This is a genomic window from Gluconobacter sp. P5H9_a, from assembly GCF_018812085.1.
Lineage (GTDB): Bacteria > Pseudomonadota > Alphaproteobacteria > Acetobacterales > Acetobacteraceae > Gluconobacter.
Genome location: NZ_JACRVW010000003.1, coordinates 1 through 16,263 on the forward strand (window position 1 = coordinate 1; position 16,263 = coordinate 16,263).

The following is a 16,263-nucleotide window of genomic DNA, read 5'->3' on the forward strand; positions in this document are numbered from 1 at the left end:
CACACCAACATCACATACACCACCGCGGGGTGGAGCAGCCCGGTAGCTCGTCAGGCTCATAACCTGAAGGCCGCAGGTTCAAATCCTGCCCCCGCAACCACACCAATACAGTTCTAAAACCCCCGCTCTCTCACCGAGACAGCGGGGGTTTTCGTGTTGCGCCCTACCGAATCACACCACAAATCACGCGAGACCCCGAGCCCCCAATCGGCTGACTCTTGTAATCATCAGAAAACGCATGAACGACTAAAGAAGAACCATCAGTATCTAGCAACGCTGGACGCCCATCCTTGCCTGTTAGAGAGACGAAAGTTGAATAAACTTCAGCTGACGCTTTGCCGTCTGCGCCCGCAAAAATGTTAGGAAGATCGCCAGAGTCATTTTCCTTTGCATTCAATAGGCCGTGCGTGACTGGTGTCGTTTTATGGACATGTGACCCTGCCTTGGTAAAGGCTGGGTCGCTGCAGTCGCCTTTTTCATGGAAGTGCATGCCGTGCCAGCCCGGTGTTAGCCCGCTGACTTCAATATGAAGGAGGACACCTTGTGGCGCTTCGGTAATTTGAGCCGTACCAGCTGGTTTTCCGTCGCTTCCTGCAAGAGAGACAGTCGCCTTTTCTGCTGAAAAGGCCAGGGACGGCGTCAGGCTCAGGGAGCCAGCTATAAGAGCGATCCGTGTCAAACGCATTATAGTCATTGGGAGTCTTTCTCAGTTATGAGGATGGCAGGGGCATTTCGTGAAATTGCGGGATATGGTGCAAACCTGATGCAATTAAGACGCAATAGCAACAAGGATATGTTGCTTTCTTCTCCCCACTTTCTGGCCTTGGAACGAAAACGCTAGCGCCTGCTATCATAAATCGACATTCACATTGTCATGAGGAGAGAGCGGCTAGCCAATCGTGCCATTTCCCCAGCGGGAGATTGTGAGGGGAAGAAATAATAAAGAACCTTCGGTGAACTTCACTTCTTTCGTTTTGTTTTGGTGGAAAGAATGGCAGAACGCGCCCTGGCCCAGCGCAATCACTGCGGCACTGTATTCAGGGAAATTATGCTTTTCAAAACTCTCCCCAGGCAGACCGTTATTGGTTTGTGTGCACTATTCGCGTGTACATTTACGGCACTCACCAGTGAAGTGGCCCCGGTTGGCCTCCTGATTGATATGGCTCAAGGGTTTCATATCACAGAAGGTCAAGCAGGACTGGCTGTCAGTGCCTTTGCTCTGATGGTTGCTTTGGGAGCAGTCCCTCTGACCATCCTGACGGCGAAAGTGGACCGCAAGAGACTGATGCTGCTGTCTTTGGGAGGCTACGTGCTTTCCAATCTGATTGCCGCCGTTGCTCCGACCTTTCTGATTCTATGTGCGGGGCGTGCGATCGGTGGCATCGCGCATGCGTTGCTGATGTCGATTGTCTCGGCTTATGCCGCACGGCTTGTTCCGCCCAAAATGACTGGGCGCGCTATTTCGTTTGTTTATGGTGGTACGTCTTTGGGCTCTATTCTTGGGGTGCCGGGGGCCGCTGCAATCGGACATTTTGCCAGTTGGCGTATCGCGATGCTCGTGATGACTGCCATTGCAGTGTTGCTGACGGTTTGTATTGCTTTCTTTCTGCCGCCAGTCGCAACATCCGGAGATGCCAGCACGAACTTGCCATCGATGGGCTCACGGAAGGCAATGAGGATCTTCCTGATCGTCGTGGCCATTGATGCAATCTTTTTTGTCGCTCACAACATGCTTTATACTTACGTCACTCCATTGCTGCTGGCACATGGCCTTCCCAAGAGTGTTCTCAGCGTTGCTCTGCTCCTGACGGGTGCTGTGAGTATTCTGGGTCTTTGGGCCGCAGGGCAGATTGTGGATCGCTGGCCGGCGGCGGGCATGCTGGCAGGGGGAATGGCGATGCTCATCGGAATGGGCCTGATGTATGGTCACATTCTGTCTGGCTGGGGTTCTGTGGCCTCTGTTGCGCTTTGGTGTACTGGCTATTCAGCACTCATTCCATTCGTCATGTCTGGGGCCATTCGTGCAAGAGCGACCCGTCCGGATGTGGCGGGAGCCGCTATCAACGGCGGTAGTAATCTCGGGATTTTGCTCGGATCAGCGTTGGGTGGTCAGGTGCTAACCTGGAGTGGGTTCAGCGTTTTGACGCCAATCGCCATTGCCATCACGCTTACCGCTATTCTTCTGGCGATTTTCAATCCAGAGGCTTTTCCAAGGATATTGAACTCTTCAGAAGAAGAGACTGCTTCCTGACAATAAAAAAGGGGCTCCGAATAGCAATTCGGAGCCCCTTTTTGTCGATTTGGTCTTAGTAGACTGAAAGCCTATCAGAATGATGTCGATAGTGTTCCCATCATCGCGAATGGCGGCATGATGTAATAGGTTGGGGCTGTATCAGCACTGATCTTGTGGCCATAGACGCCTGTCGTTGCCCGGGCATTGTTCGAGAAGTAATAAACGCCACCCAGCTTGTACTGGCCTGTCAGGTTGGTGAAGTTCAGCTTGAACGTCGGCGACTGGGCGATGAAGAACTTTGGCAGATGGTAACCCAGCGTCAGGGAGTCTGAGAAGTAAGACGGCATGTACTGATCGTTCATAAAGGACGATGCCTGCTTGGACGTGTAATGCACGCTCGCATTCAGGAAGAACGGGCCTTCATTATAGGTTAGGCCAACGCTGCCAGAGAACTTCGGCGACATGACAGCCGTCTTGCCCTTGGTCCGCATATAGTCCACGGAGCCGTCGTCCGCCGTGGTCTGAAGGTTATTGTCCATCGTCGTGTGCAGGTATTCAAATGCGAAATACGGCTGGAAACGATGGAACAGCGGACGAGTGGACAGCATGACATCCACGCCGCGGATTGTTTCGCCGCCTGCGTTGATTGTCTGGCTAACCTGAACGTCGTTGCTGAACATGTTGACGGACAGCAGACGGTTAGAGACGTTCATGTTGAAGAAGCTGATATCCGCTAGGAACAGGTTGTCGTTGTAACGATAACCCAACTCTTCTTTGATCGAATACTGCGGCTTTGCTCCTGCCCCGGATGTCGTCATGACGCCTGTGCTCGTGCTGTAGCGCGAGATCATGTTGATCGGGGAGGGCGCGCGGAAATCGCCTTCAGCATTGATATAAAGCTGATGATGAGGGGCAAAGTTATACGACCAGGAGAAACGCGGCGTTGGCGAAACATAGGTGTGATTGGTGTGGCTGGCCGTGCTGGGCAGGTAATCCTGCCCTTCCAGTGTCATGGACGTCACCTTGATGCCGCCAGTGACGGACATCTTGTGGTTCAGAAGGTGGACGGTGTCTTCCAGAAAGCCTGAGTTCAGGCTGTAGGATCCCAGATAGTCAACGGAATAATAGATGTTGCCGCTTGTTGTCCGGTAATAGGACGATTTATCCGTATCAGAGGGCTGTGCGCCTGTTGTCTGGTTCATCCGTGACAGGGGAGTACGCAGGGCATAACGGTATTCTTCATGCCAGTAACCGATCTGCCCGTCATTGTTCTCCGAATGCCAGCCGAGCGCCGCAACAACACCGCCCTGTTGGGTAACGGACATGGAATTCGTTGAGACCGCAGCGCGTGTTGATGTGCTGATCCTGCCATCGCCATTCAGGTCCACCCGTTGCAAGGCTGTCCCGGCGTAGGTCCGGCCTTCCTGCAGGCGGGAAGCACTGTTCAACGTAATGTCAGACCGCTCATAATAGGGCGAGATGTTCAGCGTAAAGGTGTCGTTCAAGGCGAATTTCATGGGCATGGACACATAGAACTGGTCCTTGTCCGTACCACGAACACCATAATAGCTGCCCGGAGACGTGGCGCTGAACTCGGCATTATAGCTGAGTGGCGTGGAGACCGGGCGGCCATGCTTGTCATTCTGAAAGTTCGCCATCGTCGGATAGCGGTTCAGGTAATAGTGCGAGTGGTTGTATCCGGCGAACAGGTCAATGGAACTGCGGTTGCCGATGAGCTTCTGGGCGCGGAAGTCCATATGCTTGCGATCACTGTCCCCCGACCCGCGCCATGCGTCGGAATGCGTGTTGGAGAATGAGGCATAGCTGGTGATGCCGGTGTGCCCAATCTCACCTGAATCCACACGGATGAAACCGCGCGTTCGGTTGAAAGAGCCATAGCTGCCGGAAACCAGACCACCAAACTTTCTGGAAGGCGCACGGGTTGTAATGCTCAGGGCACCGGCGCCAGCCGAGGTCAGTGGGTCTTCTACGGAAATAGAGCCAGGGCTCATGCTTTCCGAAGAGATATTGTTGCTGTCGATGTAGTTCTGAACAAAGTTTGAGGCCGAAGACGTACCGCCGTTTGCGATTGGCATGCCGTTCAGCATGATGCCGATATCGTTGTCATACAGACCGCGGCTCTGCATGGACCCGCCTTCGTTGCCGCTCGGGTCTGGCGTGGTGATATTCACGCTTGGCAGGTTGCTGATCAGGTCCAGCGGGCTGCTCGTCGGGCTCTGCATTTCGATGTAGTTCTGCGTCACGGTCTGCACAGCGCGGGATGCTGTCTCGGCGCGCATCATGCCGCCGCCCGGCTGATGATGTGTTCCTGTGACACTGATGGACTCTTTGCCGGCTTCGACTTCAGTACGGGCAGCGTGTGCACGGTGCTTGGAGGGCTCTGTTGTCGCAGAGGAGGCGGCATAGGCTGTTGGAACAGTGACGGAGAGGCCGCTCAGAAACGTGGCTGCTGCAAGAGCTTTCTTTCCCGGTCCGAAAAGAGCGTTAAGCGGAACGGAGATTCCGGAACGGCTGGAGCGGTTGGGAGAGAAAGTACAGGAAGACATTTCTGGGACTCATTCTGCAGGAGACTAACGCTTCGATAGCGTTATGAATTTGGTAAGCGAAGATAAAGGAGAGAATTATAAGAACATTCCAAAGAAAAAATTGATAGTTTCAATTTTTGTCTGAGGGGCTGTTTTGCGTCAGGAGCGACGCGTCAGCAGGGGCTTGGCCAGAAGGACACTCATGAAGGAAATAATGGCCGTCAGGATCATATAAAGCGCTGGCGCATGGTTCATGCCGCTCCAGGCAATCAGGGCGGCGTTGGTCATGGGAGCAAGGCCTCCGAACAGCACCACGCCGAATGAATACCCCATCGTTAGTCCACGGCCTCGCCGTTCGCTGGGAAAGATCTGTCCGATGAAACCATCGAGTGCCGCAAAGTAGAAAAGCCCACTGAGATTGAAGATCAGCGGCATCAGCAGAACTGTGATCGGAGCAACGCGGATCAACTGGAATGCAGGTAATGGAAGAAGGATCAGAAAAGCGCAGGACAGAAGCATGGGGCGGATGCTGTGTGTTCTGTCGAAGCGGTCTGCCAGTTTCCAGCGCAAGGGGGTGAAAAGCAGCTGCCCGCCATAGGTCAGGAGTGGCGCAAGGGATGTGCTGATATTGGAGAGACTGTACTGGCTGCGGGCATAATGCGGCATGTAAAGGCCGAGATAGGTAATGCCGCTCCCCAGTGCGACAGATCCCATGATGAGCGTGGTACGCAGGATTGTATCGGACTGGAAAAAGGGAGCAACGACTGGGGGCGGAGCAAGCTGTGTCGGCGGTGCTCGGCTGTTCAGAACAAGGCGCAGGATCAAGCCCCCCATGCCTACAGCTGCGCCAAGTCCTGTAGCGATACGAAAGGCGTAGTCGTTGAACGCTGCTGTCGGGAGGCAGAGGTTCAGAAGAAGGACCACGGTTGCTGCGCAGAGGGAGGCCGTAATCTGACCGATAGCCTGCCAGCTTGCGGCACGGGCTTCATGGTGAGGTGCATGCTCGATCAGGAAAGATGTTGCACTGCCAAATTCCCCGCCAAGTGAAAAGCCGTGAATGAGACGCGCCACGACAATCAGAACTGGTGCTGCAATGCCGATGGTGGCGTAAGGCGGCGTCACGGTGAGGAGCACGCTGCCAACCGCCATGAGAAGAATGCAGATCATCATGGTGGGGACGCGACCTCGCCGGTCTGCATAATTGCCAAGAACGATAGCTCCGAGCGGGCGTGCAAGCAGCGTCAGGCCGAAAGTTGCAAGAGATAGCCCGAGTTGCGACAGCGGAAGCCCTGATGGAAAGAAGGTGCGTCCAATCGAAGCGGAAAAATACGCGTAAATGACGAAGTCGTAGTACTCAATGATATTGCCAATGATCGAAGCAATAACAGCCTGATCTGGCTTTTTTTGAAACAGGGCAACCCTCTTCGCCATCAACCCTGGATGCCCCCAAGTTGCTGGATCAGGAACTGGATGAATGAGCGGAGGGTCGGCGCGCTGTAGCGTTCCTTGTGATACAGGAGATAAATAGGCCGGGACGGAAGCGTATAGTCTGGAAGAAGGGCCTGGAGTTTTCCGTCCCGGATATCTTCGCGCACCAGGTCTGAGGGCAGCATGGCAATCCCCATGCCTGATAAGGCGGCACGGCGCATGGCCTGCGTGTTATTGAAAAGGCCCTTGCGGTTCATTTCTATCGAGACATGCCCCTGCGGTCCCTCAAAGTGCCATTCCCGCCTGGCCCAATGCCAGGGCGATGCTGGCGTATAGGAAAAGGCCAAGGCGTCATGTGTTGCCAGTTGCTGGGGCGTAAGGAGTTCCTCACGGCGCGAAAGATACGCGGGGGACGCGCAGAGCGTCATGGTGTAATTGGCAAGCCGACGACAGATCAGGGAGGAAGGCTCCGGCACGCCCAGTCTGATGGCGATATCGAACTTCTCATGCGTCAGATCAACGCTGCGTTCAGTCAGGACGAGGTCGATATCCACGGAGGGATGCTCGTTCAGGTAATCTGCAATGCAGGGCGTGATGCTTTGTGTGCCATACGTGACCGGAGCGGTAATCCTCAGGGTTCCGGAAGGGAGGCTCTGGGCAGCTTCCGCCATCCGTTCCGTCTCGTCCAGCATGCTGAGAATCTTCTGGCACTTGGCGAAATAGACGGCCCCAAATGCGGTCAGGCTCTGTCGGCGTGTCGTGCGTCTCAGCAGGCTTGTGCCCAAACGTTCTTCCAGCAGGCGCACGTAATTGCCCACCATTGTTGGCGAGATGCCGCACCGCTCTGCGGCAGACGTCATGCTTCCTGTTTCAACGACCGCGATAAAGGTCGTCATAGCCTGAAAAACGTTCATTGCAAACCGCAGGTTAGTAATTATCGCACCATAACAGCATTTATCGAAGAGATCGAAGACCGTAACGGTTTGACGTAGATGCTCCCGATCAGGAACTGAAGGTTGATGTTTTCCATGCGTATCAGAAGTGCGGCTCTCTCCCAAAGAAAGCTTTCTGCCAGAACTCCGGTTCTTGTCGGCCTGCTTGGAGCAACGGCCCTCGGACTGAGCGCCTGTGCACATCAGCTTCAACCCGTTCAGCCTGTATCCCAGCCCACAGTGGCTCACGATTTTATGGCCGCCACAGCCAATCCCATGGCGTCTCGTGCCGCTTCTGATGTTCTGCAGAAGGGTGGAAGTGCAGTCGATGCTGCCATTGCGGCCCAGATGGTTCTGGCCGTGGTGGAGCCCCAGGCTTCCGGTCTGGGTGGTGGTTCCACCATCCTGTACTGGGATAAGGCGGCTGATCATCTAAGCTTCTTTGATGGTCTGGCCAGTGCGCCGGCCGGCATGCATCGGGACTACATGCATGACCGCAATGGCGTCCGGATTCCGGAAGTAACATTGCAGCGGACGGGCCGTGTGGTTGGCGTCCCTGGAACCTTGCGAACGCTGGCACTTCTGCATGAGCGCTATGGCAAGCTGCCTTGGAGCGACCTTTTTCAGCCCGCAATTTCAGCTGCCAGAGACGGCTTTCCGCTTGCCGGATATCTGCATCTTGTCCTGACCGAACGTCCGGAACTCGCGAAAGAACCGCAGTTTTCGGCATATTTTGATGCCAGCGGTCAGCCGCTGCCTAAAGGTACGATCCTGCACAATGCCGACCTGGCAGGCACGCTTGAACATGTAGCGCATGATGGAGCGGAATATTTCTATACGGGCGCTTTTGCGAAAAAGCTGTCCGCTGCGGTTACGAGTGGCGCTTATCCCGGCGCGCTGTCTCCTGCGGATTTAAAGAACTACAAGGTGCGCGAGCGGGCCCCTTTGTGTGTTACGGCCTTTAACCGTCGCATTTGCTCCGCAGCTCCCCCGGTGGCGGGCGGACTGTCCGTTCTGCAACAGCTTGCCATTCTGGATCGCCTGAACATTGGTCAGTATAAGCCGGGCAGTGTGGAAGCCGCCCATCTGCTGCTTGAAGCCTCCCGTCTGGCCGAGGCCGATCGCCGCAAATATGCCGCTGATCCGGATTACACGCGCGTGGATACGGCAGCCATGCTTGATCCAGCGTATCTCGATCGCCGGGCAAAGCTTGTTTCAACGGGTGAAGCGGCCAACCGGGTGGTAGCAGGACAACTTGCCGGGAAGCTGGCGCTTTTGCCATCGTCCGACCCTATGACTGTGCCTGCAACAACGCATCTGTCCATCCGTGATGCATCTGGCAATGCGCTGTCTTTCACAACCACGATCAATCTGAATTTTGGATCGGATATCATTGTGGATGGTGTCGTCCTGAATAATGCCATCACGAATTTTGCGTCGCATCCTTTCGTGAATGGGCAGCCCGCGGCCAATATCGCAGCACCGGGGAAGCGTCCCATCACCACAATGTCTCCAACCATCGTCTTTGGGCAGAACGGACAGCCTGAAGTCATCGTTGGTGCGGGCGGTGGTGCCCGGATTATTGATTCTGTCGTGCAGACGCTGGTGGGCTATCTGGCGTGGGGACAAAATATCCGCACGGCTATTGAGCAGCCTCGGATTGGCGCCCAGAATCATGCCGAGGAACTGGAGCAGGGCACATCTGCTGCTGGGCTTGCTTCTGCTTTGAGTGCGATGGGGCATCACCCGAAAATTGACGTCATGAATGCCGCCGTGCAGGGCATCACCATTCATCCGGACGGCCTTACGGGCTGGGGTGACCCGCACCGTGACGGCGTGGCCGTCGGTCAGTAATATCTGCCTCGATCTGCTGGAGACCACAATGAAGCTTTCTTTCCGCGCTGCCCTCAGCGCTGCCACACTCCTGTCTCTCGCGGCCTGTGCCGAACCTGCCCAGACTGCAAAGCCTGCAGGTGTGGCAGAGGTAGATCGTGCTCTGGGTGATGGCGGGGTCAGCGATTTTTACACACCGCCCGCTCAGGTGCCGGCAACGGTGGGTCAGATGATCCGCACGCAGCCTATTACCGATCGTCCGCTGCCGGAGAATGCAGGCCAGGCCGTACGGACGCTTTACACGTCCGTCAGTGGGGTGAATGCTCCTGATCCCGTCACGGTTTCCGGTCAGATCATCTTTCCCAAGGGTACGCCCCCTAAAGGTGGCTGGCCTGTTGTGGCATGGGAACACGGCACAACAGGGATCGCGGATATCTGCGCCCCATCCTGGCGGGGATATCTCTCCCGGGATCGTGCCTATCTGGATCATTGGCTGAAGGCGGGCTTTGCCGTTGTGGCCAGTGATTATCAAGGACTGGGAACACCAGGGCCGCATCCGTATCTGATGTACCGGCCGGAAGGCTACAGTGTTCTGAACGGGCTGCGCGCCGCTCTGGCTCAGTACAAGGGCACGCTTCAGAACCGTATCATTCTTGTTGGTCAGTCGCAGGGCGGTGGCGCTGCGTTGGGTACGGCCTGGCTTTCCCCTAAATATGCACCGGATCTGCATGTCCTTGGAACGGTTGCAACAGGCGTCGTAACGCAATTCAAGCTGCCGGATCATCCCAAGCATGAGCCGCTTCCACGCCTGAATGTCGAACCACCCCACATGGCTGCGGCTTTTGGTATCCTGACGATTGAGGGATCCCGGAAGAGCTTGCATCCTGAGGTGGATGTCCGTGCGAACATGACGGATAAGGGCAAGGACCTGTCTCATCAGGCCCGTCAAACCTGCCTTGGCGATCTGTTCCGGTACACAGAGGCACATGATATCACCGAAGACAATGCGTACGCAGGTGATACATCCAGGCTTGAAGCTGACTTTCAGGACGCATTCACCATCCCGGATGCGCACATGACGATGCCGGTTTTCGTGGGTACAGGCCTCGCCGATAATGAAGCTGGTGTGGCCCAGCAGTACAACGCTGTGGCGGCCATGTGTGACGCAGGTACGAACGTAACCTGGAAGACCTATTCCGGTCTGACCCACAACGGAGCGGTGAACGGTTCTGCGGCTGATTCTGTTCCGTTTGCGCTGGCGCTGCTGAAAGGCCATCATCCGAAAGGAAACTGTGCAACGATTAAGCCCGTTTCCGAAGTGGAGAAGGCATTGCCGGGAATTCGCTGGAACAACTGAGTTCTGTCGGTCTGTGCGTTCTCCCGTCTGGGAAAGGAACGTTTATGCCGACGCTTGAAATCTGTGTTGAAGATGCCGTTGGGTTGCAGACAGCCCAGCGGCCCGGCGTCTCGCGGATTGAACTGTGTTCCGCTCTGGCGCTGGGTGGCCTGACCCCTTCGGCAGGGCTGATGCACCTTGCTGCAAAATCCAAGGTTCCTGTTTATGCCATGATCCGCCCCCGAGAGGGCGGCTTTGTGTTTGCCGAAGCGGAAATTGATCAGATGCTGGCGGACATTGATGCCGCCCGTGCAGCAGGGCTGGCTGGTGTGGTTCTCGGCGCGTCTCTGGACGATCATACGCTCGATATCCCAACCCTGAAGCGTTTGTCTGCTGCCGCCGGGTCAATGGGGCGTACGCTTCATCGCGTCTTTGATCTCACGCCTAACCCACTCATGGCCGTGGATCAGGCGGTTGAGTTGGGTTTTGAAAGAATACTGACGTCCGGGCAGGCAATTAGTGCCCCCAAGGGACATTCTGTTCTGAAGAATATTGTGCATCATGCCGCCGGGCGTATCGAAATTATGGCGGGAAGTGGTGTGCGTGTAGGAAATGCGCGTGATCTTCTGCGCGACACGGGTGTCACCAGCCTTCATGCCTCATGCCGGGGGCCATCTGTCGGGCAGGCCTGCCGCGTCTGGGACCTGGGCTTCGGGCGACTGGCATCCCGAACCAGTGGTCGCATCATCGACCAGATGCTGGCCATTCTGGCGGAGGAGACAACAGCGTAGACTGTCTGAGATGTCAGAGGGCGTGTGCGAGCGCTGCCCGAAGTTTCAGTGGCGTGTTGGTCACCAGAATATCAATCGGCAGAAAATGCGCTCGGTGTGCGCCTTCACTCGGTGAAACGGCATCCATTATTGCGGTTGGGCCGAGCAGATCCGTGATGATAACGGCGCCATTTGCGTGGGCGGCTTGGAAAAGAGATGGTGGAGAGTTTTGTGGGATATACGCTGCAAACTGTCTGCCAGCGGCCATTCCGGCATATGCTTCCAGATCCTGCGGTTGTGTGACGAGGACGGAAATGAGCGCCTTGGGGTCAGCAGCAAAGGCTTCCCGGGCCTGCTGTTTTTTGAATGTCAGCACCACAATCCGCTCTGATAAACCTCTTTGCTGAACGGGTTGTAAGGCATCATGAGGCGAGACATCTTTGATATCGAGCATCAGAAGGGCATCGGGTGTTGCAGCGGCCCATTGCAGCACCTTGTCGTAGGTAGGAACAGGGTCGCGGGGTGTCCCATGCCCATTCCTGAGTCGTAGCGTCGCGATCCTTGCATCGGTCAGGGCGCTGAAGAGGCCGTGCCCCGTCGTGACACGATCCACCTCTCGATCATGCATTAGCATGATGGTGCCGTCAGCCGTTTTGGCGAGATCAATTTCCATCATGAATGGACCGGCCTGATGGGTCTGGCGCATCTGGGTAAGGCTGTTTTCCGTTCCTGAAGAGCTGGTCCAACCGCGATGCGCACAGATTAACGGTCTGGCGCGCAGATAAGGTTTCAGATCCTGGGCCCTGACCATGGAAGAATACATGAGGCCAACAAGAACTGCTGTGCTTTTCGTCAGGACTGTCCTGCGTTGCATGGTCTACCCTTCGAGCGAGTGATGTGTGGGTAAAATACAGGGTCTGTCAGGGCGATAAAAGTGCTCTGACTGCCTGCACTCTGTGCTGGCGGCTCCTATCGGGACTGGCTAGAGAATTCAGTCCGAATTGCTGTGGAAAAGGAATAACCGGAATGACCGTTTCAGTCGTGCTGTATGGCATCAAGGCTTGTGACACCATGAAGAAAGCCCGGCTCTGGCTGGACGATCATGGGATCGATTATGCGTTCCATGATTACAAGAAGGACGGGATCTCAGATGCTGTGCTGGAAGGCTGGGTTCGTCAGGTGGGCTGGGATGTGTTGCTGAATAAGGCTGGGACGACGTTCCGCAAACTGGCACCGGAGCAGAAGGACAATCTGACACAGGATAAAGCTGTGGCTCTGATGCTGGCACAACCGTCCATGATCAAACGACCTGTTCTGGAACGTGCGGGTAAGATCGTGCGTGTGGGCTTCAAGCCTGCTGAGTACGAAGAAACCTTTGCTGGCTGAACCTGCTGTTCAGGGCGTCAGGTTCAGCATTTTGATCTTGCGATGAAGTGTGGAGCGACTGATGCCAAGTGCGCGAGCCGCTGCGCTGACATTGCCCTGTGTCGTGGCAAGGGCCGAACGTATGACGTGGACTTCGGCCTTGCGGAAACTCAGCTCATCCTCTGAATCCAGGAAGTTCATCAGGGCAGGAAGATGCTCCAGTTCGCCTTCTGGCCAGTGCATACGCTCCCGGCTTGCATGGGTGGCACCCTGCACATGCCCATCGGCGTTCAGCGCGACCAGCGGCGTTGAACTTGCCGTCGCCAGCCCAAGCGTAATGATCGTCTCGTTTGGGAAGAATTCCCGGAACAGTCTTTCTTCGATTTTGCGTGCCGTGGTCGTCATTGTCTCCATCAGCAGGCCTGCAAACGGCAGGATATCGTTCCCCGCGAAAGAGCAGATGTTGAGGACGCCCGCCAGCTTTCCACTGGCATTGTAAAGCGGCGCGGCAATACCGGTCAGGCCCCGGAAGCACAGACGCCAGTGCTGGCTTTGCAGCACCATGACGGGCTTTTTTTCCTGCAGGCACGTTCCAATGCTGTTCGTCCCGGCATTGGCTTCATCCCAGAGGGCCCCGGCCTGAAAGCCCCAGCGACGGCAGCCGGTCAGATCTTCCCGGCTGGTTTGACGTGACAGAACAACGCCGTTCGCATCCGCCAGCATCACGGTAAAGCCAAGTGCCATCACCATCGTATGCAGACGCTCCATTTCTGGCAGGGCATGCTGGATCAGAAGGCGCGTACGATTGCTGATGAAGCGCAACTCCGGTGGGCTCAGAAGGCGCGTTTCCCACCGCTCCGCCGGGTCAAGATTGTAGCTGGTGGAGCACCGGATCCATGACTCGGACAGACCGGTTTGTGGCGTAATACCGGTCATGAGTGCCTCTCGTTTTTCAGAAGTGTCTCAGAACTGCGACAGGTGACGACGATATAGTCACAATCGGGTGAAAGAGATCCGATCATGGATGGCATCGCGCGGGCTGGGGAAGGAACAAGGCTGTCAGAGTGCGTGACTGACCGGTGCCCGTGTCTTTCAAACGAAAGTTTCGTCCGCCGGTAGCTCTCGCCTTTCTGTTGTAACGCTCTTGGCGAGGGGTTGGATGCATGGATGAGAAACAAGCTTTTCAAGACAACCATCCGGCCGGCAGGGAAAGACCTGCGCAGCAGTTTTCTGCCCTCGCACAGTCATATGGGAACGGATCATATCCTGCTCCTTAAGCGATTAAGAGAGACAAAATATTTCAGAAAAAGTGGTTTTCCATATTTTTGAAAAACGAGGTGTCATGTCTTCTTCTCTCCAGAGGGTGCTGTCTCCAGTAACCTCTATCCTGCTCGCGCTTGTTGGGCTGTTCCTGTTGGGTGGGGGCGGTTATCTGCTCGTGCTCGGCGGGTCCTGGTTCTATGCGCTGGCTGGTCTCGTCATGCTTGCGGCGGCTGCCGTCAGCCTGAAGAACCCGTCTCAGGCAGGCCGTATTTATGCAGGTCTGCTGCTGGTTGCCACGATCTGGTCTGTTGTTGAAGTCGGCTTCAACATCTGGGGGCTGGAAGTTCGTCTGTTCACTCTGGTTGGCATTGCCTGCTGGATGCTTCTGCCGTGGGTCTGGCGCTCCAATGCGTCCTGGGCTGCGGACAAGCGCGAACTGGCCGGTTCTGCTGCCATCGCCGTGGTGGCGATCGTTGTAAGCTGCTTCACCTCCTATTCCATCAATGGCACGCTCCCGGCCGAGCGTATGGCTGCATCTGGCCAGGTTGACGAAACCGGCAAGGGCACGCCCGCAGCTGACTGGCCTGCTTATGGCCGGACGGTCGGCGGTGATCGTTACAGCCCGCTGGGTCAGATCACGCCTGCCAACATCAGCAACCTGAAGCGCGCCTGGGTTACCCAGACGGGTGACGTCCAGAAGGCTGACGAAGGCGTTGTGGCTGGTCCGGATCAGGGTCACGAGTTCAACCTTGAGGTTACCCCGATCAAGGTTGATGACACGCTCTACCTCTGCACGCCGCATAACTGGGTCATGGCCCTTGATGCCGCAACGGGCAAGGTGAAGTGGAAGTTCGATCCGAAGCCTGCTGCTGAAGATCTGGCTGCCAACGTCTATCTCGCCTGCCGTGGCGTCTCCTACTACAAGGCTCCGGATGACTATACGGCTCCTGATGGCTCTAAGGCCTGCCAGAAGCGTATCTTCTCCCCGGTTGGTGACGTTCGTCTCCTTGCTGTCGATGCTGAAACAGGCAAGCCCTGTGAAGACTTCGGCGAGCACGGCTTCATCTCCCTGCGCCAGTATCTTGGTCATGTGCCGCATGGCTTCCACTTCGTGACGTCTCCGCCGCTGGTGGTGAAGGATCGTGTGGTTCTCGGTGGCTGGATCTTTGATAACCAGGCGAACTTCGAGCCGTCCGGTGCCATCCGCGCGTTCAACCCGATTTCTGGTGAAATCGAGTGGGCCTGGGATGCCGGTCACAACCCAGAAAACTGGAAGCCCGGCCCGAACGACGAGCTGACGCGTGACACCCCGAATGCATGGGGCGTTTACACGGCAGATGAGAACCTCGGCCTGCTTTACCTGCCGATGGGTAACTCCCCGCCGGATAACTGGGGTGGTTCGCGCCGTCCGTTCGACGACGCAACCTCCAGTGCTACGATTGCTCTCGACATCGAAACTGGTGAGCGTCGCTGGACCTTCCAGACCGTGCATCACGATCTGTGGGACATGGATCTGGCCATTGGCCCGTCGATGGTTGATCTTCCAGGCCCGAACGGTGAAACCGTCCCGGCTCTGATCCAGACCACGAAGCGCGGTGAGTTCTTCGTTCTGGACCGTCGCACAGGCAAGCCTGTTCCGGGTTACCCGGTTGAGGAACGTCCGGTTCCGACTGCGGGCGTTGCTGCAGACGACCATGTGTCTCCGACGCAGCCGTTTGCTGTCGGTCTGCCGTCTCTGACGCCGCCTGACCTGAAGGAAAGCGACATGTGGGGCGCGACGCTGCTGGATCAGATGATCTGCCGCATCCAGTTCCGTCAGTCCGCTTATGAAGGTCAGTTCACGCCGCCGCATGTTGGCAAGACGACGATCGTCTATCCGGCATTCTATGGCGTGGTTGACTGGCAGGGTGCGTCTATCGACCCGCAGCGCAAGCTGCTGATCGCCAACGCAAGCTACCTGCCGTTCCGCATCCGTCTGGAGAAGCGTAACCACGCTGAAACCAGTGGTATCCTGCCGAAGTGGGATGGCAAGGGTGACAAGCCGGAAGCCAAGGGCGATGCGCTTAGTGTTTCTCCTGACTACGGTACGCCTTACATCGCTTACACCAGCCCGTGGCTGAATCCGCTTCAGATCCCCTGCAAGGGACCAGTCTGGGGTACGATTACCGCTATCGATCTGGTGACAAAGAAGATTGTCTGGCAACATCCGGTTGGTACGACGCGCGACACCGGTCCTTTCCGGACTCACAACAACCTTCCGCTTCCGACCGGCATGTACAACATCGGTGGCAGTGTCATCACAAAGGGTGGCGTATCCTTCATGGGTGCGACAGCTGACGATTACCTGCGTGCCTTTGATGTCTCGACCGGTAAGGTCATCTGGCGTGACCGTCTGCCGGCTGGCGGACAGGCAACCCCGATGTCCTATCAAATCGGCGAGAAGCAGTATGTTTTGATCGCCGCTGGCGGTCATGGGGGCCTTGGCACCCGTAGCGGTGACTATATCATCGCTTACACGATTGACGGACAGCAGGGCGCAGCCGCGCACTGATCTGGC

At 56.3% G+C, this 16,263-nt stretch carries 12 protein-coding genes and 1 tRNA gene; 7 read left to right on the forward strand and 6 right to left on the reverse strand.

What is annotated here, in order from left to right; genetic code table 11:
* Nucleotides 1-23: 23 nt before the first annotated feature.
* Nucleotides 24-100: transfer RNA gene (locus tag KP708_RS04135), tRNA-Met, on the forward strand.
* Nucleotides 101-163: 63 nt separating this feature from the next.
* Here the strand turns inward: KP708_RS04135 and sodC are convergent.
* Entirely contained in the window at nt 164-685 is a 522-nt protein-coding gene (gene sodC / locus KP708_RS04140; protein ID WP_371822749.1) for a superoxide dismutase[Cu-Zn], read from the reverse strand.
* Between the two features lie 363 nt (nt 686-1,048).
* Between sodC and KP708_RS04145 the strand changes: the two genes are divergently transcribed.
* Entirely contained in the window at nt 1,049-2,251 is a 1,203-nt protein-coding gene (locus KP708_RS04145) for an MFS transporter (protein ID WP_215750787.1), read from the forward strand.
* 74 nt (nt 2,252-2,325) lie between these two features.
* Here the strand turns inward: KP708_RS04145 and KP708_RS04150 are convergent, their stop codons facing one another.
* The 3 genes from KP708_RS04150 to KP708_RS04160 form a co-directional block, all read right to left on the reverse strand.
* Nucleotides 2,326-4,800 carry a TonB-dependent receptor gene (locus KP708_RS04150; RefSeq protein ID WP_215750554.1) on the reverse strand — a complete coding sequence of 825 codons (2,475 nt, stop codon included), beginning with the start codon at nt 4,798-4,800 and terminating at the stop codon, nt 2,326-2,328.
* Nucleotides 4,801-4,938: 138 nt separating this feature from the next.
* On the reverse strand, nt 4,939-6,210 hold the full coding sequence (locus KP708_RS04155) for an MFS transporter (RefSeq protein ID WP_215750555.1): 1,272 nt from the start codon (nt 6,208-6,210) through the stop codon (nt 4,939-4,941).
* On the reverse strand, nt 6,210-7,103 hold the full coding sequence (locus KP708_RS04160; RefSeq protein WP_252347447.1) for a LysR family transcriptional regulator: 894 nt from the start codon (nt 7,101-7,103) through the stop codon (nt 6,210-6,212). Before KP708_RS04160 ends, KP708_RS04155 begins: the two co-directional genes overlap by 1 nt.
* A gap of 123 nt (nt 7,104-7,226) precedes the next feature.
* On the opposite strand from KP708_RS04160, the gene ggt reads away from it, so the two are divergent.
* The 3 genes from ggt to KP708_RS04175 are packed head-to-tail and all read left to right on the forward strand — an operon-like array spanning nt 7,227 to nt 11,099.
* Nucleotides 7,227-8,993: a gamma-glutamyltransferase gene (gene ggt / locus KP708_RS04165; RefSeq protein ID WP_252348080.1), complete on the forward strand. Its 1,767-nt coding sequence runs from the start codon at nt 7,227-7,229 to the stop codon at nt 8,991-8,993.
* 28 nt (nt 8,994-9,021) lie between these two features.
* Complete coding sequence (locus KP708_RS04170) at nt 9,022-10,329, forward strand: lipase family protein (RefSeq protein ID WP_215750557.1); 1,308 nt, start codon at nt 9,022-9,024, stop codon at nt 10,327-10,329.
* Between the two features lie 44 nt (nt 10,330-10,373).
* The gene (locus KP708_RS04175; protein WP_215750558.1) at nt 10,374-11,099 is read left to right on the forward strand and encodes a copper homeostasis protein CutC; all 726 of its coding nucleotides are present in this window, start codon (nt 10,374-10,376) and stop codon (nt 11,097-11,099) included.
* A 13-nt stretch (nt 11,100-11,112) separates the two neighbouring features.
* On the opposite strand, the gene KP708_RS04180 is transcribed toward KP708_RS04175, so the two are convergent.
* Complete coding sequence (locus KP708_RS04180; protein WP_215750559.1) at nt 11,113-11,952, reverse strand: glycerophosphodiester phosphodiesterase family protein; 840 nt, start codon at nt 11,950-11,952, stop codon at nt 11,113-11,115.
* Between the two features lie 152 nt (nt 11,953-12,104).
* Between KP708_RS04180 and KP708_RS04185 the strand changes: the two genes are divergently transcribed.
* A complete protein-coding gene (locus KP708_RS04185) occupies nt 12,105-12,464 on the forward strand; it encodes an ArsC family reductase (RefSeq protein WP_202208344.1) in 360 nt (119 codons plus the stop codon).
* A 9-nt stretch (nt 12,465-12,473) separates the two neighbouring features.
* Here the strand turns inward: KP708_RS04185 and KP708_RS04190 are convergent, their stop codons facing one another.
* Entirely contained in the window at nt 12,474-13,379 is a 906-nt protein-coding gene (locus KP708_RS04190) for a helix-turn-helix domain-containing protein (RefSeq protein WP_215750560.1), read from the reverse strand.
* Nucleotides 13,380-13,785: 406 nt separating this feature from the next.
* Here KP708_RS04190 and KP708_RS04195 point away from each other — a divergent pair, with 406 nt between their 5' ends.
* Nucleotides 13,786-16,257, forward strand: coding sequence for a membrane-bound PQQ-dependent dehydrogenase, glucose/quinate/shikimate family (locus tag KP708_RS04195; protein ID WP_215750561.1), 2,472 nt, complete (start codon nt 13,786-13,788; stop codon nt 16,255-16,257).
* Nucleotides 16,258-16,263: the final 6 nt, after the last annotated feature.

Excerpts from the sequence above, each read along its gene's own strand:
- KP708_RS04145 (WP_215750787.1), top strand. The coding sequence starts at position 1,049 with ATGCTTTTCAAAACTCTCCCCAGGCAGACCGTTATTGGTTTGTGTGCA.
- sodC (WP_371822749.1), bottom strand. The coding sequence starts at position 685 with ATGCGTTTGACACGGATCGCTCTTATAGCTGGCTCCCTGAGCCTGACG.
- KP708_RS04160 (WP_252347447.1), bottom strand. The coding sequence starts at position 7,103 with ATGACGACCTTTATCGCGGTCGTTGAAACAGGAAGCATGACGTCTGCC.
- KP708_RS04150 (WP_215750554.1), bottom strand. The coding sequence starts at position 4,800 with ATGTCTTCCTGTACTTTCTCTCCCAACCGCTCCAGCCGTTCCGGAATC.
- KP708_RS04190 (WP_215750560.1), bottom strand. The coding sequence starts at position 13,379 with ATGACCGGTATTACGCCACAAACCGGTCTGTCCGAGTCATGGATCCGG.
- KP708_RS04170 (WP_215750557.1), top strand. The coding sequence starts at position 9,022 with ATGAAGCTTTCTTTCCGCGCTGCCCTCAGCGCTGCCACACTCCTGTCT.
- KP708_RS04175 (WP_215750558.1), top strand. The coding sequence starts at position 10,374 with ATGCCGACGCTTGAAATCTGTGTTGAAGATGCCGTTGGGTTGCAGACA.
- KP708_RS04180 (WP_215750559.1), bottom strand. The coding sequence starts at position 11,952 with ATGCAACGCAGGACAGTCCTGACGAAAAGCACAGCAGTTCTTGTTGGC.
- KP708_RS04155 (WP_215750555.1), bottom strand. The coding sequence starts at position 6,210 with ATGGCGAAGAGGGTTGCCCTGTTTCAAAAAAAGCCAGATCAGGCTGTT.
- KP708_RS04185 (WP_202208344.1), top strand. The coding sequence starts at position 12,105 with ATGACCGTTTCAGTCGTGCTGTATGGCATCAAGGCTTGTGACACCATG.
- KP708_RS04195 (WP_215750561.1), top strand. The coding sequence starts at position 13,786 with ATGTCTTCTTCTCTCCAGAGGGTGCTGTCTCCAGTAACCTCTATCCTG.
- ggt (WP_252348080.1), top strand. The coding sequence starts at position 7,227 with ATGTTTTCCATGCGTATCAGAAGTGCGGCTCTCTCCCAAAGAAAGCTT.